Genomic DNA, 21,198 nt, shown 5'->3' with positions numbered 1-21,198 from the left:
AGTCCGCGGGCCGGGCCCTAGGGATTGCTCCAGTTATCGCGCCGGAAGATTGGTGGATCTCGCACCGGTGATGGGGTGGGGCGGCATCGACACTGGGGGTTCCGGACCACCCGCGCGCTCTGCAGGAGGAACCCCATGTCCGGGTCTCGTGTACTGGCCATGGGCCACTACCAGCCCGCCAGGGTGCTGACCAACGACGAGCTGGCCGGGATGGTCGACACCAGCGACGAGTGGATCCGCTCCCGGGTCGGCATCCGCACGCGGCGCGTGGCGGAGCCCGACGAGACGGTCGACTCGATGGCCGCCGAGGCCGCGGTGAAGGCGCTCGCCAACAGCGGCCTGTCCCCCGACGACATCGATCTCGTCCTCGTCGCCACCTGCACGGCCGTGGACCGCAGCCCCAACACGGCCGCGCGCGTCGCCGCCCGGCTGGGCCTCGGCTCCCCGGCGGTGATGGACATCAACGTCGTCTGCGCCGGCTTCACCCACGCCCTGGCGACCGCGGACCATGCGATCCGGGCCGGGGCGGCGCGGAACGCCCTGGTCGTCGGCGTGGAGAAGTTCACCGACGTGGTCGACTGGACGGACCGCTCCACCTGCGTCCTGGTCGGCGACGGGGCGGGCGCCGCCGTCGTCACCGCCTCCCCGGAGCCCGGCATCGGACCGGTCGTCTGGGGCTCCGTGCCGGAGATGGGCCACGCCGTCCGCATCGAGGGCACCCCCTCGCGCTTCGCCCAGGAGGGCCAGTCCGTCTACCGCTGGGCCACGACCCAGCTGCCGCCGATCGCCCGCAGCGTCTGCGAGCGGGCCGGGGTCACGCCGGAGGAACTGGCGGCGGTCGTCCTCCACCAGGCGAACCTGCGCATCATCGAGCCGGTGGCGCGGCGGATCGGCGCCGTCAACGCGGTGATCGCGACGGATGTGACCGAATCCGGCAACACGTCCGCGGCCAGCATCCCGCTGGCCCTGTCCAAGCTCGTCGAGCGGGGGACGGTGGCGCCCGGGGCGCCGGTGCTGCTGTTCGGCTTCGGAGGGAACCTGTCGTACGGCGGGCAGGTCATCCGCTGCCCGTGAGGGGCGTCCGATTCGTTCAAGACCGTTCGTACGGCCGCTGCCTACGGTGGCGGCATGACACCACGTTTCGACTGCATCGGACTCGTCGTCGCGGACATGCCCGCGTCGCTCGCCTTCTACCGCCGCCTGGGCCTGGACATTCCGGCCTCCGCCGATGAACTGCCGCATGTGGAACATGCGCTGGAGGGCGGGCTGCGGCTGTTGTGGGACACGGACGAGGTCCACGCCTCGTTCGACCCGGGGGCGGATCTGCCGAAGGGGCCGGGGCGGGTGGGACGGGCGACGCTGGGCTTCGCGTGTGCGGATGCGGGGGAAGTGGACCGGGTGTACGGGGAGTTGGTCGAAGCCGGTTATGCCGGGCATTTGAGGCCGTGGGATGCGGTGTGGGGGCAGCGCTATGCGACGGTCCTCGATCCGGACGGGAATGCGGTGGATCTGTTCGCGCCGCTGGGCCGCTGACGCGGTAGTTCTCCCCGCCCCGCCCTTTCACCGTTTCCGCAGCAGCACGCTGCGCGCGCTGTCCTCAATCGCCGGACGGGCTAATTTAGCCCGTCCGGCGATTGAGGACACCCGCGCGAAGCGCGGCGAGAAACGGTGAAAGGGCGGGACCGGGGTAAACTCACCCCACCAGCACACCCAGCGTCACCCCCGCCAACCCCCTCACCTCCCGCGCCAAATGCGCCTGATCCGCATACCCGCACACCACCGCGACCTCCGCGAACGCGACCCCGCCCCGCGCCAGTTCCACCGCCCGCCCCATCCGCAGCACCCGCGCCAGCGTCTTCGGCCCGTAGCCGAAGGAGCGCAACGCCCGCCGGTGCAGCTGCCGTTCGCTCATGCCCAGCCGGGCGGCCAGCGCGGACACCGGCTCCCCGCGCCGGGCGGAGGCCAGGATCGCGGCGCCGACGCGGTCCGCGTCCGTGCGTCGTCCGATCACCGACTCCAGTGCCGCCCCCTCCGCCACCCGCTGGGTGACGATCCGTACGCGCCGCCCCGGCCACAGGTCCTCCAGCGGCACCCGCAGGTCGCGCAGTTCGTGGGCGGGGACGCCGAGCAGCGCGGGGCCGGTGCCGGGGGCGAAGCGCAGACCGGTGAACTCCCCGGCGGGCGCGAGGTGCGCCCGGGTGTCGGGGCCGGCGACGACGAGCCGTCCGTCCGCCCAGATGAGGTCGGTGCAGCCGTCCGGCAGGACGCGCACGGGGTCACCCGCGCGCGTCCACACCACCGCCCCGGCGACCGCCGCCGATGGCCGCTCCCGATACGTCACTACGGCGACTCCCGCAGGAAGAGCGCCCCGCAGGAGTGGCAGATGGGCACCTTGCCCGTGCCCCAGAGATCCACGGAGCGCACCGCCGAGGCGGGGTCGAGGTCACGGCCGCACATGGCGGTGGAGTCGGCGCCGCGGACCACGTGCCAGGTCTTGACCGAGGGGTCGTCGTCCCCGGGGGAGCTGCCGTCCGCGTACTCCGCGCGCAACTCGTGCTCCATGTCACCGCACCTCCTCGTGGTTCTCCTCGGACCCACGATCCTCCGGTGGACGTGCCGACGCCACCGCTCAGAAGACGGACCAGCCGGTCAGCGTCGTGAAGTGGTCCAGCGCCGCGACGCCGGCCACGGAGTTCCCCCGCGCGTCCAGCCCGGGGCTCCACACGCACAGCGTGCAGCGGCCCGGTATCACGGCGACGATGCCGCCGCCGACGCCGCTCTTGCCCGGCAGGCCGACTCGGTAGGCGAAGTCGCCGGCGGCGTCGTACGTGCCGCAGGTCAGCATGACCGCGTTGACCTGCTTCGCCTCGCGGCGCGGCAGCAGCCGGGTGCCGTCGGCGCGCAGCCCGTGGCGGGCCAGGAAGCCGCCGGCCACGGCGAGGTCGCGGCAGCTCATCTCGACGGAGCACTGCCAGAAGTAGTGCTCCAGCACCGTGGTGACGGGGTTGTCGAGGTTGCCGTAGCTCGCCATGAAGTGGGCGAGCGCCGCGTTCCGGTCGCCGTGCTCGGACTCGGACTTCGCGACGACCGGGTCGAAGGCGACGTCCGGGTTGCCGCTCTCGGCGCGCAGGAAGTCCAGCATCGTCGTGCTGGCGTCGCCGGTCAGCGTCTGGAGCCGGTCGGTGACGACGAGCGCGCCCGCGTTGATGAACGGATTGCGCGGAATGCCGTTCTCGTATTCGAGCTGGACCAGGGAGTTGAAGGCATTTCCGGACGGTTCGGTGCCGACCCGCTCCCAGATCTTGTTGCCGCCCTCGGCGAGCACGAGCGCCAGGGCGAACGCCTTGGAGATCGACTGGACGGAGAACGGCCGCTGCCAGTCCCCCACGCCGTACACCCCGCCGTCGACATCGGCGACCGCCATGCCGAACTGTGCGGCGTCGACATCCGCGAGGGCCGGGATGTACTGGGCCGCCTGCCCCCGGCCGACCAGCGGGCGGGCGAACGCGGCGACCTCTTCGAGGACGGCCTGATAGTCCACGGGCGGTGCGCTTTCTGTTCTGTACGAACGTGTTTCTGTAAGGACACGTCCGTACGGGCGTGCGGGCTCCGGCCTGCGGCCGAATCGGCTCGCACGATATCCGAACACCCGGACCACCTGCGAACTTTTCGGTACAACGGGGCCATTCAGGCGTACGTGACAGGGCGTGCGCCACCGGACCGCCAAGGAGCAAGGCCGTGGCCGCACCCATGTCCGCGGACGCCTTCCTCGCCGCCCTGCGGGCGGAGGACTCCACCGTCGTCGAAGTACCCGGCTGGCGCACCCACAGCCGCGCCGGGCACGGGCCCTGGGGCCCGGTGCACGGCGTGGTGATCCACCACACCGCCACCTCCGGCACCGACACCACCGTCAAGCTCTGCTGGAACGGCACCCCCGTGCTGCCGGGCCCGCTGTGCCACGCGGTCGTCGCCAAGGACGCCCGCGTCCACCTCGTCGGCAGCGGGCGCGCCAACCACGCCGGGGGCGGCGACGGGGACGTGCTGCGCGCGGTGATCGCGGAGAAGCGGCTGCCGCCGGTGCGGAAGTCCGACACGGACGGCAACGCGCACTTCTACGGCTTCGAGTGCGTCAACCTCGGGGACGGCCACGACCCGTGGCCCGAGGCCCAGCTGGCGGCCGTGGAGCGGGCGGCGGCCGCGGTCTGCCGGCACCACGGCTGGAGCGAGCGATCGGTCATCGGGCACCACGAGTGGCGGCCGGGGAAGGTGGATCCCCGCGGCTTCGCCATGGACGAGCTGCGGGAACGGATCCGCGCCCGTCTGAAGTGACACCTGAGGCGACAATGGTGGGGTGACCAGCCCGCCCCCGCCCGACCTCGCCGCCCTGCGGCCCCGCCTGCCCTCGCCCGTCGAGGAAGTGGCCGACGAGCGGTTCACCCGGCGGGGCGTACGGCTGCTGCTCAAACGGGACGACCTCATACATCCCCGGCTGCCCGGCAACAAATGGCGCAAGCTGGAGCCCAACCTGCTCACCGCCGCCGCCGAGGGCCGGCGGACCCTGCTCACCTTCGGCGGCGCCTACTCCAACCACCTGCGGGCCACGGCCGCCGCGGGCCGGCTCCTCGGCTTCGCCACGGTCGGAATCGTCCGCGGCGACGAACTGGCCGGCCGGCCGCTCAACTGGTCGCTGGCCCGCTGCGCGGCCGACGGCATGAAGCTGCGCTTCGTGGACCGTGCGACGTACCGGCGCAAGACGGAGCCCTCGGTGCTCTCCGCCCTCGGCGCCGACGGCTGCTTCGTCGTCCCCGAGGGCGGCAGCAACGCGGCGGCCGCCCGCGGCTGCGCGGCGCTCGGCGCGGAACTGCGCGGCGTGGCGGACGTCGTGGGCGTCGCCTGCGGCACCGGCGGGACGCTCGCGGGCCTGGCCGCCGGGCTGGCCGGGGCCGGCCGGGCGATCGGCTTCCCCGTGCTGAAGGGCGGCTTCCTGACCGCCGAGGTGTCCCGCCTCCAGACGGAGGCCTTCGGCGGCCGGCGGGGCGACTGGCTGCTCGACGACCGCTTCCACGGCGGCGGCTACGCGCGCGTCTCCCCCGCGCTGACCGCCTTCGCCGACGACTTCACCGCCCGGCACGGGGTGCCGCTGGAGCGGCTGTACGTGGCGAAGGCGCTGCTCGGTCTGACGACGCTGGCGGAGGAGGGGGCGTTCGCGCCCGGGACGACGGTGGCGGCGGTGGTCACGGGCGGGGTGGAGTAGCCCGGGCGCGAGCCCGCATCAGCCCTCCGCCCCCTCCTCCCGGTACGCCGCCGCCTCCTCCAGGTCCAGCCGCCGCAGCAGCACCCGCAGCATCTCGTCGTCGATCCGCCGCGCGTCCCGCAGCGCCACGAAGACGGCCCGCTCCGCGCCGATGACCTCCCGCGCCAGCCGCCGATAGGTGTCGTCCGCCGACTCCCCGGTCGTGCCGTGGACCGCGCCCAGCCGCTCCCACACCGCATTGCGGCGCCGTTCGAGCACGGCGCGCAGCCGGTCCGCCAACGGCTGCGGCAGCGCGTTGCGCTCGTCCGCGAGGAGTTCGTCGAGGCGGCGCTCGGCCGCGGCGGACGCCTCGCTCTGGGCCTGGGCCTCGGCGAGGGTCACGGAGCGCGGGTCGCGCGCGGGCAGCCGCAGCGCCCGGATGAGCGGCGGCAGGCTGAGCCCCTGGACGACGAGCGTGCCGATGACGGTGGTGAAGGTGAGGAACAGCACCAGGTTCCGCGCGGGGAAGTCCCCGGGGAGGGAGAAGGCGATGGCCAGCGAGACGACGCCACGCATCCCGGCCCAGGAGACCACGAAGGCCCCCCGCCCGGTCACGTCCGGCTCGCGCTCGCGGATCCGCGCGGACAGCGCCCGCGGCAGGAACGTGGCGGGATAGACCCAGACGAAGCGGGCGGCCACCACCGCGAGGAAGACCACGACCGCGTACCACGCCGCGTCCCCCGTGCCGTAGGCGCCCAGTCCGCCGAGGACGACGCGCAGTTGGAGCCCGATGAGGGCGAACACGGCGGATTCCAGGAGGAAGGAGACCATCTTCCACACCGCCGCCTCCTGGAGCCGGGTCGCGAAGTCGACCTGCCAGGACCGGTGTCCGAGGTAGAGCCCGACGACCACCACCGCGAGCACCCCGGAGGCGCCGGCCGCTTCCGCGGTCGCGTAGGCGACGAAGGGGATGAGCAGCGAGAGGGTGTTCTGCAGCAACGGCTCGCGCAGATGCGTGCGCAGCCAGTGCAGCGGCACCATGAGGACGAGTCCGACGCCGACCCCGCCGAGCGCCGCGACCGCGAACTCCCGTACGCCGCCCGCCCAGGTGGCGCCCTCGCCGACGGCCGCGGCGAGGGCCACCTTGTACGCCGTGATGGCGGTGGCGTCGTTCACCAGCGACTCGCCCTGGAGGATGGTGGTGAGCCGGGACGGCAGCCCCAGCCGGCGTGCGACGGCGGTGGCGGCGACCGCGTCCGGCGGCGCCACGACCGCGCCGAGGACGAGCGCCGCGGTCAGCGGCAGTCCGGGCACCGCAAGGAAGGCGACGGCGCCGACGGCGAGCGTGGCGAAGAGCACGTAGCCGATCGAGAGCAGCGCCACCGGCCGCGCGTTGGCGCGCAGTCCGAGGTACGAGCTGTCGAGCGCGGCGGTGTGCAGCAGCGGCGGCAGCACCAGGGGCAGGACGACGTGCGGGTCCAGGGTGTAGTCGGGCACCCCGGGCAGATAGGAGACGGCGAGCCCCACGGCGACCAGGGCCAGTGGCGCGGACACCGGGGTGCGGCGGGCGGCCCCCGCGACGGCGGCGCTCCCCGCGACCAGGGCCAGCAAGGGCATGACGTCCATCGTTCCGGCCCCTCCCCTTCGTTCGTCTCGTTCGTCAGTCCGGCGTTCTAACCTGGCCATCATGATCGAGTGCCCGCACCGTGCCGAGCTGCCGCGCCCCGAACCCGAGCCGCTGAGCGAGACCTGTCCCGAGTGCGCGGCGCTCGGCAGCCACCCCGTCCAGCTGCGGATGTGCCTGGTCTGCGGGCACGTCGGCTGCTGCGACTCCTCGCCGTACCGGCACTCCACCGCCCACTTCGAGGCGACCGGGCACGCGGTGATGCGCAGCGTCGAGCCCGGGGAGAGCTGGCGCTGGTGCTATGTGGACCGGCGCCTGGTGTCGTAGCCGCCCGCTAGCATGCATCCATGATCCGAGCCGCGACGCCCGCCGACGTCCCCGCCCTCCGCGCGATGATCCGCGAACTCGCCGCGTACGAACGGGCGGTGGAGGAGGCGCGCGCCACCGAGGAACAGCTGCGCGAGGCGCTCTTCGGGGCGCATCCGGCCGTCTTCGCGCTGATAGCGGAGAGTGACGAGAACGCGGGCGAACCGGCCGGCTTCGCGCTCTGGTTCCGCAACTTCTCCACCTGGACGGGCACGCACGGTATTTACCTGGAGGACCTCTATGTGCGCCCGGGGGCGCGCGGCGGGGGCCACGGCCGGGCCCTCCTCGCGGAGCTGGCGCGCATCTGCGTGGAGCGCGGCTATCAGCGTTTCGAATGGTCAGTGCTGGACTGGAACGAACCCTCGATCCGCTTCTACAAGTCGCTCGGCGCCGAGGCCATGGACGGGTGGACGGGGCAGCGGTTGTCCGGTGAGTCGCTCCACGCTCTTGCGGCACTCGCGCAGAGTGACGAAAATCCCAACAGGGCGTCTTCTCTTTCGAATTGAGACCGCAGACCCCTAGCCACTTTCCGTACTCATGGGCTTACCATGAGTGACAGTCGTGGGCCTGCGGCGCGGACTCCCGGATCGCGATAGCGTCGCTGCCGGAACAACTGCCGCGGCGGCCCGCGCACCTCCTCCCGGAGGGGCGCGCGGCCGACGCCCGTAACAGCTCAAAGAGCTTGTGCCACCTTGGAGGTGAGGGTGTCCCCCATCGCAGGCGAGCCTGGGGCGACCCAGGACTTCGTGGAAGTCCGGCTGCCCGCTGCGGGTGCCTACCTGTCGGTGCTGCGGACGGCGACAGCCGGCCTCGCGGCCCGCCTGGACTTCACCCTCGACGAGATCGAGGACCTGCGCATCGCCGTGGACGAGGCATGCGCGATCCTGCTCCAACAAGCCGTTCCCGGCTCCGTGCTGAGCTGCGTCTTCCGCCTGGTCGGCGACGCGCTGCGGGTGACCGTCTCGGCACCCACCACGGACGGCCGCGCGCCCGAGCGCGACACCTTCGCCTGGACGGTGCTCTCCGCCCTGGCCGGCGAGGTCGAGTCCACCGTCGCGGACGACCGCACGGTCAGCATCAGCCTGCACAAGAAGCGCGGCGCCGGCCCCGGGCAGCCGTGACGGAAGAGGGGGCTCCGTGAGTACTGCATCGTCGCGGGAAGTGCGTACCCCGGCCATCCCGCAGCAGCCCGCCCGACACCAGCCGGGGAGCACTGCGGCTCCGGAGCCGGACCAGGCGAGTGACCGACCGGAGCGGGCGGACCACATGGATCAGCAGCATCAGCAGCGGCAGGAGCGGCCGCACGACCGCAGCGGGGCGCGGGCCCTGTTCGTCCGGCTGCGCTCGCTCCCGGACGGCTCGCCGGAGCGCGCGGAGCTGCGCAACCACCTGGTGCGGATGCATCTGCCCCTGGTGGAGCACCTGGCCCGGCGGTTCCGCAACCGCGGGGAGCCGCTGGACGACCTGACCCAGGTCGCCACGATCGGCCTGATCAAGTCCGTGGACCGGTTCGACCCGGACCGGGGCGTGGAGTTCTCCACCTATGCCACGCCCACCGTGGTCGGCGAGATCAAGCGGCACTTCCGGGACAAGGGCTGGGCCGTGCGCGTGCCGCGCCGCCTCCAGGAGCTGCGCCTCGCGCTCACCACGGCCACCGCCGAGCTCTCCCAGCGGCACGGCCGCGCGCCCACGGTCCACGAGCTGGCGGAGCATCTGAGCATCTCCGAGGAGGAGGTGCTGGAGGGGCTGGAGTCGGCCAACGCCTACAGCACGCTCTCCCTGGACGTCCCCGACACGGACGACGAGTCGCCGGCCGTCGCCGACACCCTCGGCGCGGAGGACGAGGCGCTGGAGGGCGTCGAGTACCGCGAGTCCCTCAAGCCGCTGCTGGAGGACCTGCCGCCGCGCGAGAAGAAGATCCTTCTCCTGCGGTTCTTCGGCAACATGACGCAGTCGCAGATCGCCCAGGAGGTCGGCATCTCCCAGATGCACGTCTCCCGGCTGCTGGCCCGTACCCTCGCCCAGCTGCGCGAGCGCCTGCTCGTCGAGGAGTAGCCGGGACGGCCCGGGAACGGATCGGGAAGCGGATCAGGAAGACGAGGCGTCCGGGCCGATGCCCAGCGCCTCGGTCGCCGTCGGGTTCACCAGCAGCACCAGGGTGGCCAGGGCCGCCAGGGCCAGCAGCACGCCCGCCGCGATCATCGCGCCGCCGGTGCTGAACAGCGTCCAGGCCACCGGGAAGGCCATGAGCTGGGTGATCAGCGCGGGCCCCCGGCTCCAGCGGCGGCGCAGCCACAGCCCGCGCGCCGCGGCCAGCGGCAGCAGGGCCAGGACCAGCACGGTGAGCCCGCCGAGCTCGGCCTGCTGGGGGCTGTCCGGCTTCCCCAGCAGCCCCATCACCAGCATGTACACCCCGCCGGCGGCCAGGGCCGCGCCCTCCAGTCCGGTGAGCGCGGCGGCGGCGGTCAGCCGGGCGGGCCGCGGGCCGGCCGGCCCGGGGGCCGCGGGAGCCTTGCCCCGCTCGCGGGTCTGCTCAGGGCTCTGCCCGCGCTCGCGGGGGGCGCTCTTCCGGGCGGACTTCGGCGCGGACTGCTTGCTGCTCATACCGGCAGGGTAGCCCCGCCGTGTCCCGGTGCGGCCCCCGCCGGGCGATCCCGCACACCGCTCCCGGCGGCGCGGCCGACCCGGAGGCCCGGACCTGAGGTGGGTCGTGTACCGACAGGTAGGTAGGCTGGCGCGCATGCGTGCGCTTCTCGTGGTCAACCCTTCGGCCACCACCACCAGTGCCCGTACGCGCGATGTCCTGGTGCATGCGCTCGCCAGCGACCTCAAGCTGGAGGTCGCCACCACCGAGTACCGGGGGCACGCCCGTGACCTGGCCCGGGCGGCCGCCGAGAGCGGGAACACCGAGCTGGTCGTGGCGCTCGGCGGCGACGGCACGGTCAACGAGGTGGTCAACGGGCTGCTGCACCACGGACCGGACCCGGAGGGCCTGCCCCGGCTGGCCGTGGTCCCCGGCGGCTCCACCAATGTCTTCGCCCGCGCGCTGGGCCTGCCCAACGAGCCCGTCGAGGCGACCGGCGCCCTGCTGGACGCGCTGCGGGACGGCACCGGGCGCACCATCGGCCTCGGTCACGCCGCCGGTACCGAGGGCACCGAGGACGAGGGGGTGCCCGGCCGCTGGTTCACCTTCTGCGCGGGCTTCGGCTTCGACGCCGGTGTGGTCGGGCGGGTGGAACAGCAGCGGGAGCGCGGCAAACGTTCGACGCATTCCCTGTACGTGCGACAGTTCATGCGTCAGTTCCTGGGCGAATCCAACCGCCGGCACGGGACGATCACGCTCGAACGGCCTGGCGAGGAGCCACTCGCGAATCTCGTCATGTCGATAATCTGCAACACCTCGCCATGGACGTACTTCGGCAACCGGCCGATCTACGCGCTGCCCCAGGCGTCCTTCGACACCGCCCTTGACGTGCTCGGACTCACCAAGCTCTCGACGCTCACGGCCGGCCACTACATCAGCCAGCTGCTGACCTCCTCCCCGGAGCGGGGACCCGAGGGCAGACACGCTGTGTCACTTCATGACCAGGACTCGTTCACCTTGCATTCGCAGGCACCCCTGCCGTTTCAGATGGACGGAGACCACCTGGGACTGCGTACGAGCGTGACGTTCACAGGCGTTCGCCGTGCACTGCGTGTGATTGTGTGAGTGCCAGGGCCTAAAGTCCTTCCAGTCGAACGTTTAGCCTGGGTTCCACCCCCTGGAAGTACGGCTGTGACCTAGCCGACACCGAGGAATCAAAAAAAACTTTCCAGAAGGGGTTGTATCCGCCGCCGAGGTTTGCGAGTCTCTTCATGGCGATCGGGACGGCCGCTCATCTCGGCTTCCCGGATTGCCCGAACCCCCTCTCTCCTTCCTGGACCGCACCAGTCTCTGGCTGGGCGTCGGCCCTTCCCTTGCGGGGGGATTCGTGAAAGCGTTCACATTCACAAGCCACGTAGCCGCAATAACGAGGAGATGGAGCAGCCATGGACTGGCGTCACAACGCCGTTTGCCGCGAGGAAGACCCCGAGCTGTTCTTCCCCATCGGCAACACCGGTCCTGCGCTGCTGCAGATCGAGGAAGCCAAGGCCGTCTGCCGCCGCTGCCCCGTCATGGAGCAGTGCCTGCAGTGGGCACTCGAGTCCGGCCAGGACTCCGGCGTCTGGGGTGGCCTCAGCGAGGACGAGCGCCGCGCGATGAAGCGCCGCGCCGCCCGCAACCGGGCTCGCAACGCCACGGCCTGATGCCGTAGCGCAGCGTCCCCCCGACGCCCCCTCGGCCCCCGAGCCGCAGCGCGCAGTGTCCCCGACGTTCCGGGGACGCCCCCGAGCACCGCACCATAAAGCTTTGAGCCCCGGACCCACAGGGTCCGGGGCTCAGTGCTGTGCCCGGTGAATCCGCGCCCGGGAAATCAGGGCTTTCCGGGGCGTACCGGGAGGTCGAGGACCACGCGGGTGCCCCGTTCCGAGGCGGGCACCATGTCGAACCTGCCGCCCAGCTCGCCCTCGACCAGGGTCCGGACGATCTGGAGGCCGAGGTTCCCGGCCCGGTGCGGATCGAAGTCCGCCGGCAGTCCCCGGCCGTCGTCCTGGACGGAGATCAGCAGCCGGGCATCGGCCCGGGTGCCCCCGCGCACGGCGGTGACCTCGACGGTGCCCTGCTCCCCCGGGCCGAAGCCGTGTTCCAGGGCGTTCTGCAGCAGTTCGGTCAGCACCATGGAGAGCGGGGTGGCCACCTCGGCGTCCAGGATCCCGAAGCGGCCGGTGCGGCGGGTGGTGACCCGGCCCGGGGAGATCTCCGCCACCATGGCGAGCACCCGGTCGGCGATCTCGTCGAACTCCACCCGCTCGTCGAGGTTCTGCGAGAGCGTCTCATGGACGATCGCGATGGACCCCACCCGGCGGACGGCCTCCTCCAACGCCTCGCGGCCCTCGGGCGAACCGATCCTGCGGGCCTGGAGGCGCAGCAGGGCGGCCACGGTCTGGAGGTTGTTCTTCACCCGGTGGTGGATCTCCCGGATGGTCGCGTCCTTGGTGATCAATTCGCGCTCGCGCCGCCGCAGTTCGGTGACGTCGCGCAGCAGCACCAGTGAACCGATGTGGCTGCCCTTGGGTTTGAGGGGGATCACCCGCAGCTGGATGACCCCGCCGTTGGCCTCCACCTCGAACTCGCGCGGCGCCCAGCCGCTGGCGAGCTTCGCCAGACCCTCGTCCACCGGGGCGCGCGAGGGCGCCAACTGAGCGGCGGTCTCGCCCAGATGATGCCCGACGAGGTCGGCGGCGAGGCCGAGCCGGTGGAACGCGGAGAGGGCGTTCGGACTGGCGTACTGGACGACGCCGTCCGCGTCGAGGCGGACCATGCCGTCGCCGGCGCGCGGCGAGGCGTCCATGTCGACTTGTTGCCCCGGGAAGGGGAAGGCGCCGCCGGCGATCATCTGCGCGAGGTCGGAGGCGCTCTGGAGGTAGGTGAGCTCCAGCCGGCTCGGGGTGCGCACGGTGAGCAGATTGGTGTTGCGGGCGATCACGCCCAGGACCCGGCCGTCGCGGCGGACCGGGATGGACTCGACGCGGACGGGCACCTCCTCGCGCCACTCCGGGTCGCCCTCGCGGACGATCCGGCCCTCGTCGAGCGCCGCGTCGAGCATGGGCCGCCGGCCGCGCGGGACCATGTGGCCGACCATGTCGTTCTGGTACGAGGTGGGGCCGGTGTTGGGCCGCATCTGGGCGACGGAGACGTAGCGGGTGCCGTCCCGGGTGGGGATCCACAGCACGAGATCGGCGAAGGACAGGTCGGAGAGCAGCTGCCACTCCGAGACCAGCAGATGGAGCCACTCGAGGTCGGAGTCGTCGAGCGCGGTGTGCTGGCGTACGAGATCGTTCATGGAGGGCACGCTGTGAGCCTAGTTCCTCGCGGAGGGAGGCGGCGACGGCCCCGGCCCGGCCGCTTGGAGCGGTCCCGCTCCGGCCGGGGCGGGAGCGGGATCGCTCCGTGAGCCGGGCCCGGGGTGCCGCCGGGGCGGGCCCGGCGGGCCGTGGCGCGGCGACCGGACGGCCCCGCACCGGTACCGATGCCGATGCCGCCGGCCGGGGCACGGCCACGAGCCCCCGGCCCCGGCGGCCCGTCCGGCGATCCCGTGACCGGACCTCGCGGTACGACGGTCCGGGACCGGAAGGCCGGGCGAACGGCCGTCGCGCCGGAACGCGGTGGGGCGGGGCGGCCCGTGCCGTACGCGTGGGGCGCCGGCCCGTCGTCGGCGTCCCCGCGCGCCCCGGCACCGGCCGGAGCGGGACGCTCCGGACGGCCGGGGCCGGGGCGCACGGTGCGGCGGGACGGCGCGGCGCCGGAGCCCGTCCGGCTCCGCCGGACGGACGCTACGCCGCCGCCAGCGCCACGCCGCCGCGCAGCCGGAAGCCGTCGTAGTCGGCCGCGGCGACCTCGCGCAGCTTCTGGCGGTACGCGCCGAGCCCGCCGAAGTAGAAGAGGACGCGCTTCTCCTTGCCGGGGATGTTCGCCCCGAAGATCCAGGAGTCGATCTTCGCGAAGAGGGTCTGCTCGGCGATCTCGCGACAGGTCTCCGTCCAGCCGTCCTCGGCCTCCCGGGTGGCCTCGATGGAGGAGTGACCGCCGTTCTCCACCGTCCTGACGAGCTCGGCGATCCACTCGACATGGGTCTCGATGCCGGGCGGCAGGTTGGTGAAGGCGCTGTTGGGGCCGAGGACCATGAAGAGGTTGGGGAAGCCGGAGGTGGCGACGCCCAGATAGGTGCTCGGGCCGTCCTCCCAGTGATCCTGGATGCTCTCGCCGCCGCGGCCGCGGATGTCGATCTGGTTGTAGCTGCCCTCGACCGCCTCGAAGCCGGTCGCGAAGACCAGGATGTCGAGCTCGTGCTCCACGCCGTCCGCGGTGATCACGCCCCGGGGGGTGATCTCGACGATCGGGTTCTCCTGGATGCTCACCAGGGAGACGTTGGGGCGGTTGTACGCCTCGTAGTAACCCGCGTTGCAGATGGGGCGCTTGGCGTAGTACTCGGTGGGGGTGAGCTTCCGGGCGGTCTCCGGGTCCTCGACGATTTCGTGGATCTTGGAGCGGATGAACTCGGCGGCGGCCTTGTTGGCGGCCGGGTCCACGGCGATGTCGCAGAAGGTGCCGAACATGAAGCGGAAGCCGTTCCCCTCCTCCCACGCCTCCTGGAAGATCCGCCGGCGCTCCTCCGGGGAGACGCTCATCGTGGGGATCGTGCTCTCCTCGAACCCGCAGGCGACCATCGAGTTGCGCACCTGGTCCCAGATGCGGTCGTAGTCGGCCTTGACCGCGGCCACCTGCTCGGGGGTGACGGGGGCGTTGCCCGACGGGACGACGTACTGCGGCGAGCGCTGGAAGACGGTCAGGTGCGCGGCGGTCCTGGACGCCTCGCAGATGAACTGGGTGCCGGTCGACCCGGTGCCGATGACGCCGACGCGTTTGCCGTGCACCGTGACGCCCTCGGGCCAGGCGCCGGTGTGGATCAGGCGGCCCGCGAAGCTGTCCCGGCCCTTGATGTCGGGGAGGTTGGTCTTCGACAGCGGCCCGAGCGCGGTGACGACGTAGCGCGCGGTGTGGGACGCGCCGCCCGAGGTCGTCACCGTCCATATGGCGCGGGTCTCGTCGAACACGGCCGATTCGACGGCGGTGTTCAGCTGGATGTCCCGGGCCAGGTCATGGCGTTCCACCACCTTCTCCAGATACGCCAGGACGTCGGCCTGCGGGGTGTAGCGGCTCGTCCAGTTCCACTCCTGGAGCAGCTCCTTGTCGAAGGAGTAGCGGTAGACGAAGCCCTCCACGTCCGACATGGCGCCCGGGTAGCGGTTCCAGTGCCAGGTGCCGCCGACCCCGCTGCCCTTCTCGAAGGCCCTTACGGTCAGCCCCAGTTCGTTGCGGAGCTTGTGGACCATGTAGATGCCGGCGAACCCCGCGCCGACCACGATGGCGTCGAAGTCGGTCTCGATGGTGTCGTTCACGGTGCAACTCCATTGCGTCGGTAATCGATGGGACGTCAGGAGGACACAGGTCCTGTGGCCGTCCGGGGTGACGGCCGTCTTGCCGTGCATGGGAGCACCCGGCCGGGGAACGGATGTGTCTGCGCAATTCACGGGCGCGCACCGACCGGCGTGCCGAACACCGGCGGGCCCGTCTGCCGGACGATGCTATGGCCCGGCCCTAAGAAATGAGAAGGACGCTCATTCCCGTCGCTTCGCAAGATATCATCGATGAGCGTGGACATGACAAATGAAAAGACCTTTTTTAAATCCCCTCCATCGCTCCTGAATATCCAAACCCGGCCCGCTCCACAGGAATTCGCGGATAATCCGGGCAGGGTTGGACCGCATGACGGCGGCACCGGCCGCAGGAAAGGGGGGGCAACACCGGCGCGGCAGGACGCCGCGCTCACCGGGCGGCCCACGGCCGCACCCGGTCAGAGGCCGGGAGCGCCGGCCCGAAGAAGACTGACCCGAAGAAGACGGGCCCGAAGAAGACAGAGGCGAGGACAGTCCTCGGCCACAGATATATCCAGATCGCCGTTCGACGAAATCATGGATCCCCCGATCCCCGTATCGCGAGCCCCGTTACGGCCCGGCGCCGTGGAAGGCGCTGACAAACCGTTTGACTCAGTGTTCAACCATGCTGACGACCGCCCCGGGCAGTGTCAAGAGAACATGTTCCGGCGTTCTCCCGGCCCGAAAGACTTCCGATCAATCGTCCTCCCCGGGATCCTTGAGCGCCATGTGCGCCAGGCTTTCCCAGTCGTCGCACCGCTTGAGCACGACCGCGCGGACCAGCGGAACGCAGTGCGGGGGAATCGCCTCGGCGATCCTCTCCCACTGGGGCTGGGCCATTTCCGTGGCCAGCAGCATCCGCAGCAGCCACCGGCCGGACTCCGTGGCCCGCAGGGAAGGGTCCCGGGCCAGCTTGCGCACCGCGGTCACCGGGTCGAACGCGGCCACGCGCGCCTCGTCCTTCGCTTCGAGCGCCTCCACCCTGGACCGGGGTGCCTCCGGCTGCGCCCGCGCCTCCTCCGCGGCTGCCGTGCCGGGGGTCCACTGGGGCGGCGGCGCCGTGCCGAACGCCGGGGTGACGACGACCGAGCCCGTCCGCTCCCCCAACAGCCGCTCGGGGACCGGGTCCTGGCCCCGGGCGACGCGCTCGCGCACGTCCCGGACGGTGCCCACCGACAGTCCCGTGCGCCGGGACAGCTCGCGCAGCGAGATCCGGGAGTCGGCCGCGAGCAGCGCCGCGGCGCTGCGCCGCCCCTCGACGGTGCTGATGGGCCGCACCCGTCCGTCCTGCCCCAGCCGGCTGCCGACGATCTCCGGCAGGTCCTTGGCCGAACGCCGGCGCAGCTTGCCCACGGTCTTCGAACTCAGGCCCGTGCGCTGCGCGATGACCCGGTCCGACCAGTGCGGGTGGCTGCCGATGATGCGCTGGGCGGCGGCCCTGCGCTCGTCCAGCGTGAGCGGCAGCCCGTGCCGCACATTGAGCTGGACGGAGAGGACGAAGGCGTCGGCCTCGGTGCCGTCGAAGAACTGGACGGGCACCTCCGTGCGCCCCCTCATCACGGCGGCGCGCAGCCGGTGCATGCCGTCGATCACCCGCATGGTGGGCCGGTGCACCAGGAGCGGATCGGGGGCGGCGTCCGTCTCGGCCAGGAGACGGACGTGCGCGGGGTCCTCGCGCTGCTCCCGGGGGGAGAGCGAGGGCATGAGGTCGCCGATGGGAACGGTCTTCCGCGGAAGGTCATGAAGGAGCTCGGGCGTCTCCAACAGGGCGTCCGCATGGATCCGTTCAGCGTCGACTGCGGTGTGGAGTGTCAACGGCCGCAACTTCCTACGTGAGTCCTCGATGATTGCCCAGACGTGGCAGAGGGTAAATCGATTCCCTGTTCCCTGTGCGGAACTTGCCGCAGATGGCGATCGGACAACACAAATGATCAATCTCCATCCGTTTCGGCGGGCGCCGGAAAGCGGAGACAGGAAACGGAATACCGACGTCAGGCGCTGGGCCGCCGAATCCCCGGCGACGTCACAGGCCGGACCGGCCGGCCCGCACGGCCCACGCTAGGCAAGGACGGGGGTGGCCACCATCCCCGGGACCGCTCTGGCTCGAACCGGACCCCGCCACGCGCTCCGTGCAACGGCCCCGCGCGGTCCGGCGACAGCGCCCGCGGAGCCCGGCGGCCGGGAGGACAGAGGCGGGGCGGTACGCCCGGAACCCATGACCACCGGTGTCGGATCCGGTCCCGGCGGCGCTCCCGCTCCTCCCGTGCACCGAACTCTACGCCGGAGCGCCCCACTTGAGGAGCCGCGCACCGGCGCACCGCGGCCGGCCGCCGGGTGGCCAGTTTCAACCTTGTTTTAAATAAGCCGCGTTCGATAGCTTCCTGCCGTGCACGCATTCGATGTCCTCGGTGCACCCGTCCGGCGCCGGATCCTGGAGCTGCTCGCCGACCGCGAGCGGACGGCCGGCGAGGTGAGCGGGGTCATCCAGCAGGAGTTCGGCATCTCCCAGCCCGCGGTCTCCCACCACCTGCGCGTCCTTCGCGAGGCAGGCTTCACGACGGTGAGCGCGGAAGGGACCCGCCGCCTCTACGCGGTCGGCTCACCACCCCTGGAAGAGATCGACGGCTGGCTGGAGCACTTCCGCCGGTTCTGGAACCAACGCCTGGACGCGCTGGGCACCGAACTCGCGCGCGGCAGACGCGGGGCGCGCAACCGGGGCGGCCCGGAGCCGGCGGAGGGGAGCCCGTCGCACACGAAGGACAGGGAAGAGACTTGAGCTACGTTCTCGGCCAGATCAACGCTGCCCACCGGGAGATCAACTCCTACCCGGTCAGCTCGGGCGAGGGGCGCTCGCTGCTGATCCGCCGCTCCTACGACGCCGCCATCGAGGACGTCTGGGACGCCTGCACCCACCCGTCCCGCATCAGCCGCTGGCTGGCCCCGGTCCGCGGGGACTTCCGGGTCGGCGGCGCGTTCGAGGTCGAAGGCAACGCCAGCGGACGGGTGCTGCGCTGCGAGCGGCCCCGGCTCCTCAAGGTCACCTGGGACTACGGCCCGGTCACGGCCACCGAGGTCGAGGTCCGCCTCTCCGGGGACTCCCGCGGCGGCACGGTCTTCGAGCTGCGCCACGCCTCCTCGGCCGAGCTCGTGGCCGAACTGGTGCGCACCGAGGGCCTGGCCGGGGCGGTCAGGAACGGGGCCGGCTGGGACCTCGTCCTGCTCGGCCTGGACCTCTTCCTCCACGACGACCTGGACCGCGCGGCGTGGCGGGACACCCCGCAGGTCCGTGAGTTCACCCTCCACAGCTACCGCGCCTGGGGCGACGCCAGCCGTGCCGCCTGGGGTGTCAGCGCGGACGACATGGCCACGGTCGTCGAGTCCGCGGTCCGCCACGTCGGGCGCTCCCCCGAAGGGGGTGGGCGCTGACGGTCCGCACCACCCCCTAGACGCCCGGCACTCCGGTGCCACCCACACCGGCGGTGCGGTCGCGCCCCCTTGCGTCCGGTACGTCCGGAGCGGCGCGCCCACCGTCCTGCCGGAGGGCCGGGCCGGGCGCCGGCGATCGCCTTCCCCCGGGGCGTGCCGGCGCCCCTCCGGCGTCGGGTGCCGTCGTACCACCGGATGTTCAGTACCACCGGGTGTTCAACCGCGGACTTTCCCCGGTCGCACACCCCGCCCGGTTTCAGCCCGGTTCCACCGCGGCACCACGGCCCGTGGCACGACGGCATGGCCGGCCGGCCCGGTCCTCGTGACCGGTGCCGTCGGAATTCCGCCCGTCCCGCCCCGCTTCCGGGAGCGCCGGAACGCCCTTTTGGCAAGCCCGCTCCGCACTGTCACACGGAAGACGGGCGTCATCAATGTCCGCCATCAACGTCCGCCATCAACAAGCGGCCGGAACAGACGTGTTGGGCATTGCTGTACAGGTGTCACGGGGCCACCTCCTGCACTAGCGTGGAATTCATGAGTGAGACTGTGATTCGCGTAGGCGACGAAGTTGCGACCCTGATCAACGTCTTCGATGTGGAGCCGTCGAAGCAGCAGGAGCTCATTGCTGTCCTCAACGAGGGAACCGAAAAGGTGATGCGGCACCGCCCGGGCTTCATCTCGGTGAACCTGCTCGCGAGCGCCGACGGTACGCGAGTCGTGAATTACGCCCAGTGGCGCAGCCCGGACGACATCAAGGCGACCCTGGGCGACCCCGAGGCGGGTGCGTTCGCGAAGCGGGCCGCCGAGCTGGCGAAGGCCGCCCCGCTCGTCTACAAGGTCGTCGCCGTCCACCACGCCTGACCTCCGGCGCCACCCCGGGTATGCCCCGCTGATCCAGACATCAGCGGGGCTCGTCCATTCCGAGGCTCCCCCGCCCACACACCCTGCGGAGACATACCCATGACCACCGCCGACACCGCCGGTTTCGTGATCGCCGGCGCGGGCATCGGGGGGCTGACCGCCGCCCTGGCCCTGCACGCGCGCGGCATCGGGGCCACCGTGCTGGAGGCCGCCGAGGAGATCCTCCCCCTCGGGGTGGGCATCAACATCCAGCCGGCCGCCATCGCCGAACTGACCGCCCTGGGGTTCGCCGACGCGCTGGCCGCGACCGGGATCGCCACCCGCGAGCACCTCTACGTCGACCACCGGGGCACCACGCTGTGGACCGAGCCGCGGGGCCTGGCCGCCGGGTACGGCCATCCCCAGTACTCCCTCCACCGCGGCGAGTTGCAGATGATGCTGCTGGACGCGGTGCGCGAGCGGCTCGGCCCCGGCGCGGTCCGCACCGGGCTGCGGGTGCACGGCTTCGAGCGGACCGCGGACGGCGTCCGCGTCGAGGCCCGGGACCCCTCGGACTCCGCGGTCCTCCTGGAGGCCACCGCGCTGATCGGCGCCGACGGGGTGCGTTCCACCGTCCGCGACCGGCTGCACCCCGGGCGTTCGGGGCTGTCCACGGGCGGGACGCGGATGTGGCGCGGGCTGACCGAGCTCGACGGCTTCCTCGACGGACGCACCATGATCGTGGCCGCGGACGACCGCGCCACCCGGCTGATCGCCTACCCCGTCTCCACCCGGGCCGCCGCCCGGGGCAAGGCCCTGCTCAACTGGGTCTGCCTGGTGCCGGATCCGGCGGGGGGAGCGGCCGGCGACCCCCGTCTCAGCCGCCCGGGAGATCCGGAGGAGGTGCTCCCGCACCTGGCGCACTGGTCGTTCGACTGGCTCGACCTGCGCGCGATGGTCCTGGGCAGCCCGCAGATCCTGCACTACCCCATGGTCGACCGCGATCCGCTGGACCGCTGGGGCGACGGGCGGGTGACCCTGCTCGGCGACGCCGCCCATCTGATGTACCCGATCGGGGCCAATGGGGCCTCGCAGGCCGTCCTCGACGCGGCGGCCCTCGCCGACCACTGCGCGGAGCACGCGGACCCGGCCGTCGCGCTGGAGCGCTACGAGGCGGTGCGACGGCCCGCCACCACGGCGATCGTCCTGGCCAACCGGGAGATGGACCACGCCGAGAAGGCCCTGGCCGCCCGGCCGGACGGCGACAAGAGCGCCACGCTCGCCGAGGTCACGACCGCCTACCGGACCACGGTGGAACGCCGTCCCTCCGCCGGACGGTGACAACTCCTGGGCGCTGCCGGTCCCTTACGGAGCAGTGCACCTGAATTCGACCGGGGAAAGGGGACAGTTGTCCATCGACCTGTTTACCCGACACCCGGGACTGTGTCCATGAACACCCTCGCGACGCCCGCCGGACAAGATCCCAACCACCCCACAGATACGCCGTTCTGGCCGGTCACATGCCGTGTGATCAGAGGGACTGCTGTACAAACACGCTGTTCGTGACGGCCATTTGGCGCGTGGGCATAATGCTGAGCGTGGCAACAGCAACGGTATTGGCGGCGGAGTCCGC

General features: G+C 72.0%; 22 protein-coding genes. 14 read left to right on the top strand and 8 right to left on the bottom strand.

The genetic code is table 11. The annotated features are described in order from the left end of the window. Positions 1 to 135 precede the first annotated feature (135 nt). Together AB8735_RS24940 and AB8735_RS24935 are read left to right on the top strand one after the other, a co-directional pair. Positions 136 to 1,074: a beta-ketoacyl-ACP synthase III gene (locus AB8735_RS24940; RefSeq protein ID WP_344023364.1), complete on the top strand. Its 939-nt coding sequence runs from the start codon at positions 136 to 138 to the stop codon at positions 1,072 to 1,074. 54 nt (positions 1,075 to 1,128) lie between these two features. Next, positions 1,129 to 1,533: a VOC family protein gene (locus tag AB8735_RS24935; RefSeq protein WP_372409479.1), complete on the top strand. Its 405-nt coding sequence runs from the start codon at positions 1,129 to 1,131 to the stop codon at positions 1,531 to 1,533. A 160-nt stretch (positions 1,534 to 1,693) separates the two neighbouring features. Here AB8735_RS24935 and AB8735_RS24930 read toward each other — a convergent pair whose 3' ends face one another. The 3 genes from AB8735_RS24930 to AB8735_RS24920 form a co-directional block, all read right to left on the bottom strand. Beyond that, entirely contained in the window at positions 1,694 to 2,341 is a 648-nt protein-coding gene (locus tag AB8735_RS24930; RefSeq protein ID WP_344023368.1) for a helix-turn-helix transcriptional regulator, read from the bottom strand. After that, entirely contained in the window at positions 2,341 to 2,562 is a 222-nt protein-coding gene (locus tag AB8735_RS24925; RefSeq protein ID WP_344023370.1) for a hypothetical protein, read from the bottom strand. Before AB8735_RS24925 ends, AB8735_RS24930 begins: the two co-directional genes overlap by 1 nt. A gap of 67 nt (positions 2,563 to 2,629) precedes the next feature. Then, positions 2,630 to 3,541 carry a glutaminase gene (locus tag AB8735_RS24920; RefSeq protein ID WP_344023372.1) on the bottom strand — a complete coding sequence of 304 codons (912 nt, stop codon included), beginning with the start codon at positions 3,539 to 3,541 and terminating at the stop codon, positions 2,630 to 2,632. Positions 3,542 to 3,738: 197 nt separating this feature from the next. Between AB8735_RS24920 and AB8735_RS24915 the strand changes: the two genes are divergently transcribed. Together AB8735_RS24915 and AB8735_RS24910 are read left to right on the top strand one after the other, a co-directional pair. Beyond that, positions 3,739 to 4,329 carry a peptidoglycan recognition family protein gene (locus AB8735_RS24915; protein ID WP_344023374.1) on the top strand — a complete coding sequence of 197 codons (591 nt, stop codon included), beginning with the start codon at positions 3,739 to 3,741 and terminating at the stop codon, positions 4,327 to 4,329. A 22-nt stretch (positions 4,330 to 4,351) separates the two neighbouring features. After that, positions 4,352 to 5,254 carry a 1-aminocyclopropane-1-carboxylate deaminase/D-cysteine desulfhydrase gene (locus tag AB8735_RS24910; RefSeq protein WP_372409476.1) on the top strand — a complete coding sequence of 301 codons (903 nt, stop codon included), beginning with the start codon at positions 4,352 to 4,354 and terminating at the stop codon, positions 5,252 to 5,254. 18 nt (positions 5,255 to 5,272) lie between these two features. Here AB8735_RS24910 and AB8735_RS24905 read toward each other — a convergent pair whose 3' ends face one another. Further along, complete coding sequence (locus tag AB8735_RS24905; RefSeq protein WP_344023378.1) at positions 5,273 to 6,859, bottom strand: Na+/H+ antiporter; 1,587 nt, start codon at positions 6,857 to 6,859, stop codon at positions 5,273 to 5,275. A gap of 61 nt (positions 6,860 to 6,920) precedes the next feature. On the opposite strand from AB8735_RS24905, the gene AB8735_RS24900 reads away from it, so the two are divergent. The 4 genes from AB8735_RS24900 (at position 6,921) to AB8735_RS24885 (ending at position 9,278) form a co-directional block, all read left to right on the top strand. Beyond that, positions 6,921 to 7,184 carry a UBP-type zinc finger domain-containing protein gene (locus tag AB8735_RS24900; RefSeq protein WP_344023380.1) on the top strand — a complete coding sequence of 88 codons (264 nt, stop codon included), beginning with the start codon at positions 6,921 to 6,923 and terminating at the stop codon, positions 7,182 to 7,184. A gap of 20 nt (positions 7,185 to 7,204) precedes the next feature. After that, a complete protein-coding gene (locus AB8735_RS24895; RefSeq protein ID WP_344023382.1) occupies positions 7,205 to 7,729 on the top strand; it encodes a GNAT family N-acetyltransferase in 525 nt (174 codons plus the stop codon). Positions 7,730 to 7,927: 198 nt separating this feature from the next. Continuing rightward, positions 7,928 to 8,344, top strand: coding sequence for an anti-sigma regulatory factor (locus AB8735_RS24890; RefSeq protein WP_199890768.1), 417 nt, complete (start codon positions 7,928 to 7,930; stop codon positions 8,342 to 8,344). 55 nt (positions 8,345 to 8,399) lie between these two features. Further along, the gene (locus AB8735_RS24885) at positions 8,400 to 9,278 is read left to right on the top strand and encodes an RNA polymerase sigma factor SigF (RefSeq protein WP_372411911.1); all 879 of its coding nucleotides are present in this window, start codon (positions 8,400 to 8,402) and stop codon (positions 9,276 to 9,278) included. Positions 9,279 to 9,311: 33 nt separating this feature from the next. Here the strand turns inward: AB8735_RS24885 and AB8735_RS24880 are convergent, their stop codons facing one another. After that, the gene (locus tag AB8735_RS24880; RefSeq protein ID WP_372409474.1) at positions 9,312 to 9,827 is read right to left on the bottom strand and encodes a hypothetical protein; all 516 of its coding nucleotides are present in this window, start codon (positions 9,825 to 9,827) and stop codon (positions 9,312 to 9,314) included. Between the two features lie 136 nt (positions 9,828 to 9,963). On the opposite strand from AB8735_RS24880, the gene AB8735_RS24875 reads away from it, so the two are divergent. Both AB8735_RS24875 and AB8735_RS24870 read left to right on the top strand, forming a co-directional pair. Further along, a complete protein-coding gene (locus tag AB8735_RS24875) occupies positions 9,964 to 10,932 on the top strand; it encodes a diacylglycerol kinase family protein (RefSeq protein WP_344023389.1) in 969 nt (322 codons plus the stop codon). Positions 10,933 to 11,252: 320 nt separating this feature from the next. Then, positions 11,253 to 11,510 (top strand): WhiB family transcriptional regulator, encoded by a 258-nt coding sequence (locus AB8735_RS24870; RefSeq protein ID WP_004937597.1) that lies wholly within the window; start codon positions 11,253 to 11,255, stop codon positions 11,508 to 11,510. A 167-nt stretch (positions 11,511 to 11,677) separates the two neighbouring features. Here the strand turns inward: AB8735_RS24870 and AB8735_RS24865 are convergent, their stop codons facing one another. The 3 genes from AB8735_RS24865 to AB8735_RS24855 all read right to left on the bottom strand — a co-directional run bounded on the left by AB8735_RS24865 (position 11,678) and on the right by AB8735_RS24855 (position 17,114). Beyond that, positions 11,678 to 13,147, bottom strand: a complete 1,470-nt coding sequence (locus AB8735_RS24865) for a histidine kinase N-terminal domain-containing protein (RefSeq protein WP_344023391.1) — start codon at positions 13,145 to 13,147, stop codon at positions 11,678 to 11,680. 490 nt (positions 13,148 to 13,637) lie between these two features. Next, entirely contained in the window at positions 13,638 to 15,263 is a 1,626-nt protein-coding gene (locus AB8735_RS24860; protein ID WP_344023394.1) for an NAD(P)/FAD-dependent oxidoreductase, read from the bottom strand. A 732-nt stretch (positions 15,264 to 15,995) separates the two neighbouring features. Then, the gene (locus tag AB8735_RS24855) at positions 15,996 to 17,114 is read right to left on the bottom strand and encodes a winged helix-turn-helix transcriptional regulator (RefSeq protein WP_344023397.1); all 1,119 of its coding nucleotides are present in this window, start codon (positions 17,112 to 17,114) and stop codon (positions 15,996 to 15,998) included. A gap of 571 nt (positions 17,115 to 17,685) precedes the next feature. Between AB8735_RS24855 and AB8735_RS24850 the strand changes: the two genes are divergently transcribed. From AB8735_RS24850 to AB8735_RS24835, 4 genes are all read left to right on the top strand, one after another. Continuing rightward, complete coding sequence (locus tag AB8735_RS24850) at positions 17,686 to 18,075, top strand: ArsR/SmtB family transcription factor (RefSeq protein WP_372409470.1); 390 nt, start codon at positions 17,686 to 17,688, stop codon at positions 18,073 to 18,075. Continuing rightward, complete coding sequence (locus AB8735_RS24845; protein WP_372409469.1) at positions 18,072 to 18,725, top strand: SRPBCC domain-containing protein; 654 nt, start codon at positions 18,072 to 18,074, stop codon at positions 18,723 to 18,725. The genes AB8735_RS24850 and AB8735_RS24845 overlap by 4 nt, the downstream gene beginning before the upstream one ends. A gap of 534 nt (positions 18,726 to 19,259) precedes the next feature. After that, a complete protein-coding gene (locus tag AB8735_RS24840; protein ID WP_344023404.1) occupies positions 19,260 to 19,586 on the top strand; it encodes an antibiotic biosynthesis monooxygenase in 327 nt (108 codons plus the stop codon). A 99-nt stretch (positions 19,587 to 19,685) separates the two neighbouring features. Then, a complete protein-coding gene (locus AB8735_RS24835) occupies positions 19,686 to 20,906 on the top strand; it encodes an FAD-dependent monooxygenase (RefSeq protein WP_372409467.1) in 1,221 nt (406 codons plus the stop codon). Positions 20,907 to 21,198: the final 292 nt, after the last annotated feature.

Source organism: Streptomyces luteireticuli (assembly GCF_041519305.1).
Taxonomy (GTDB): domain Bacteria; phylum Actinomycetota; class Actinomycetes; order Streptomycetales; family Streptomycetaceae; genus Streptomyces; species Streptomyces luteireticuli.
This window is presented reverse-complemented; position numbering and strand designations above follow the sequence as displayed.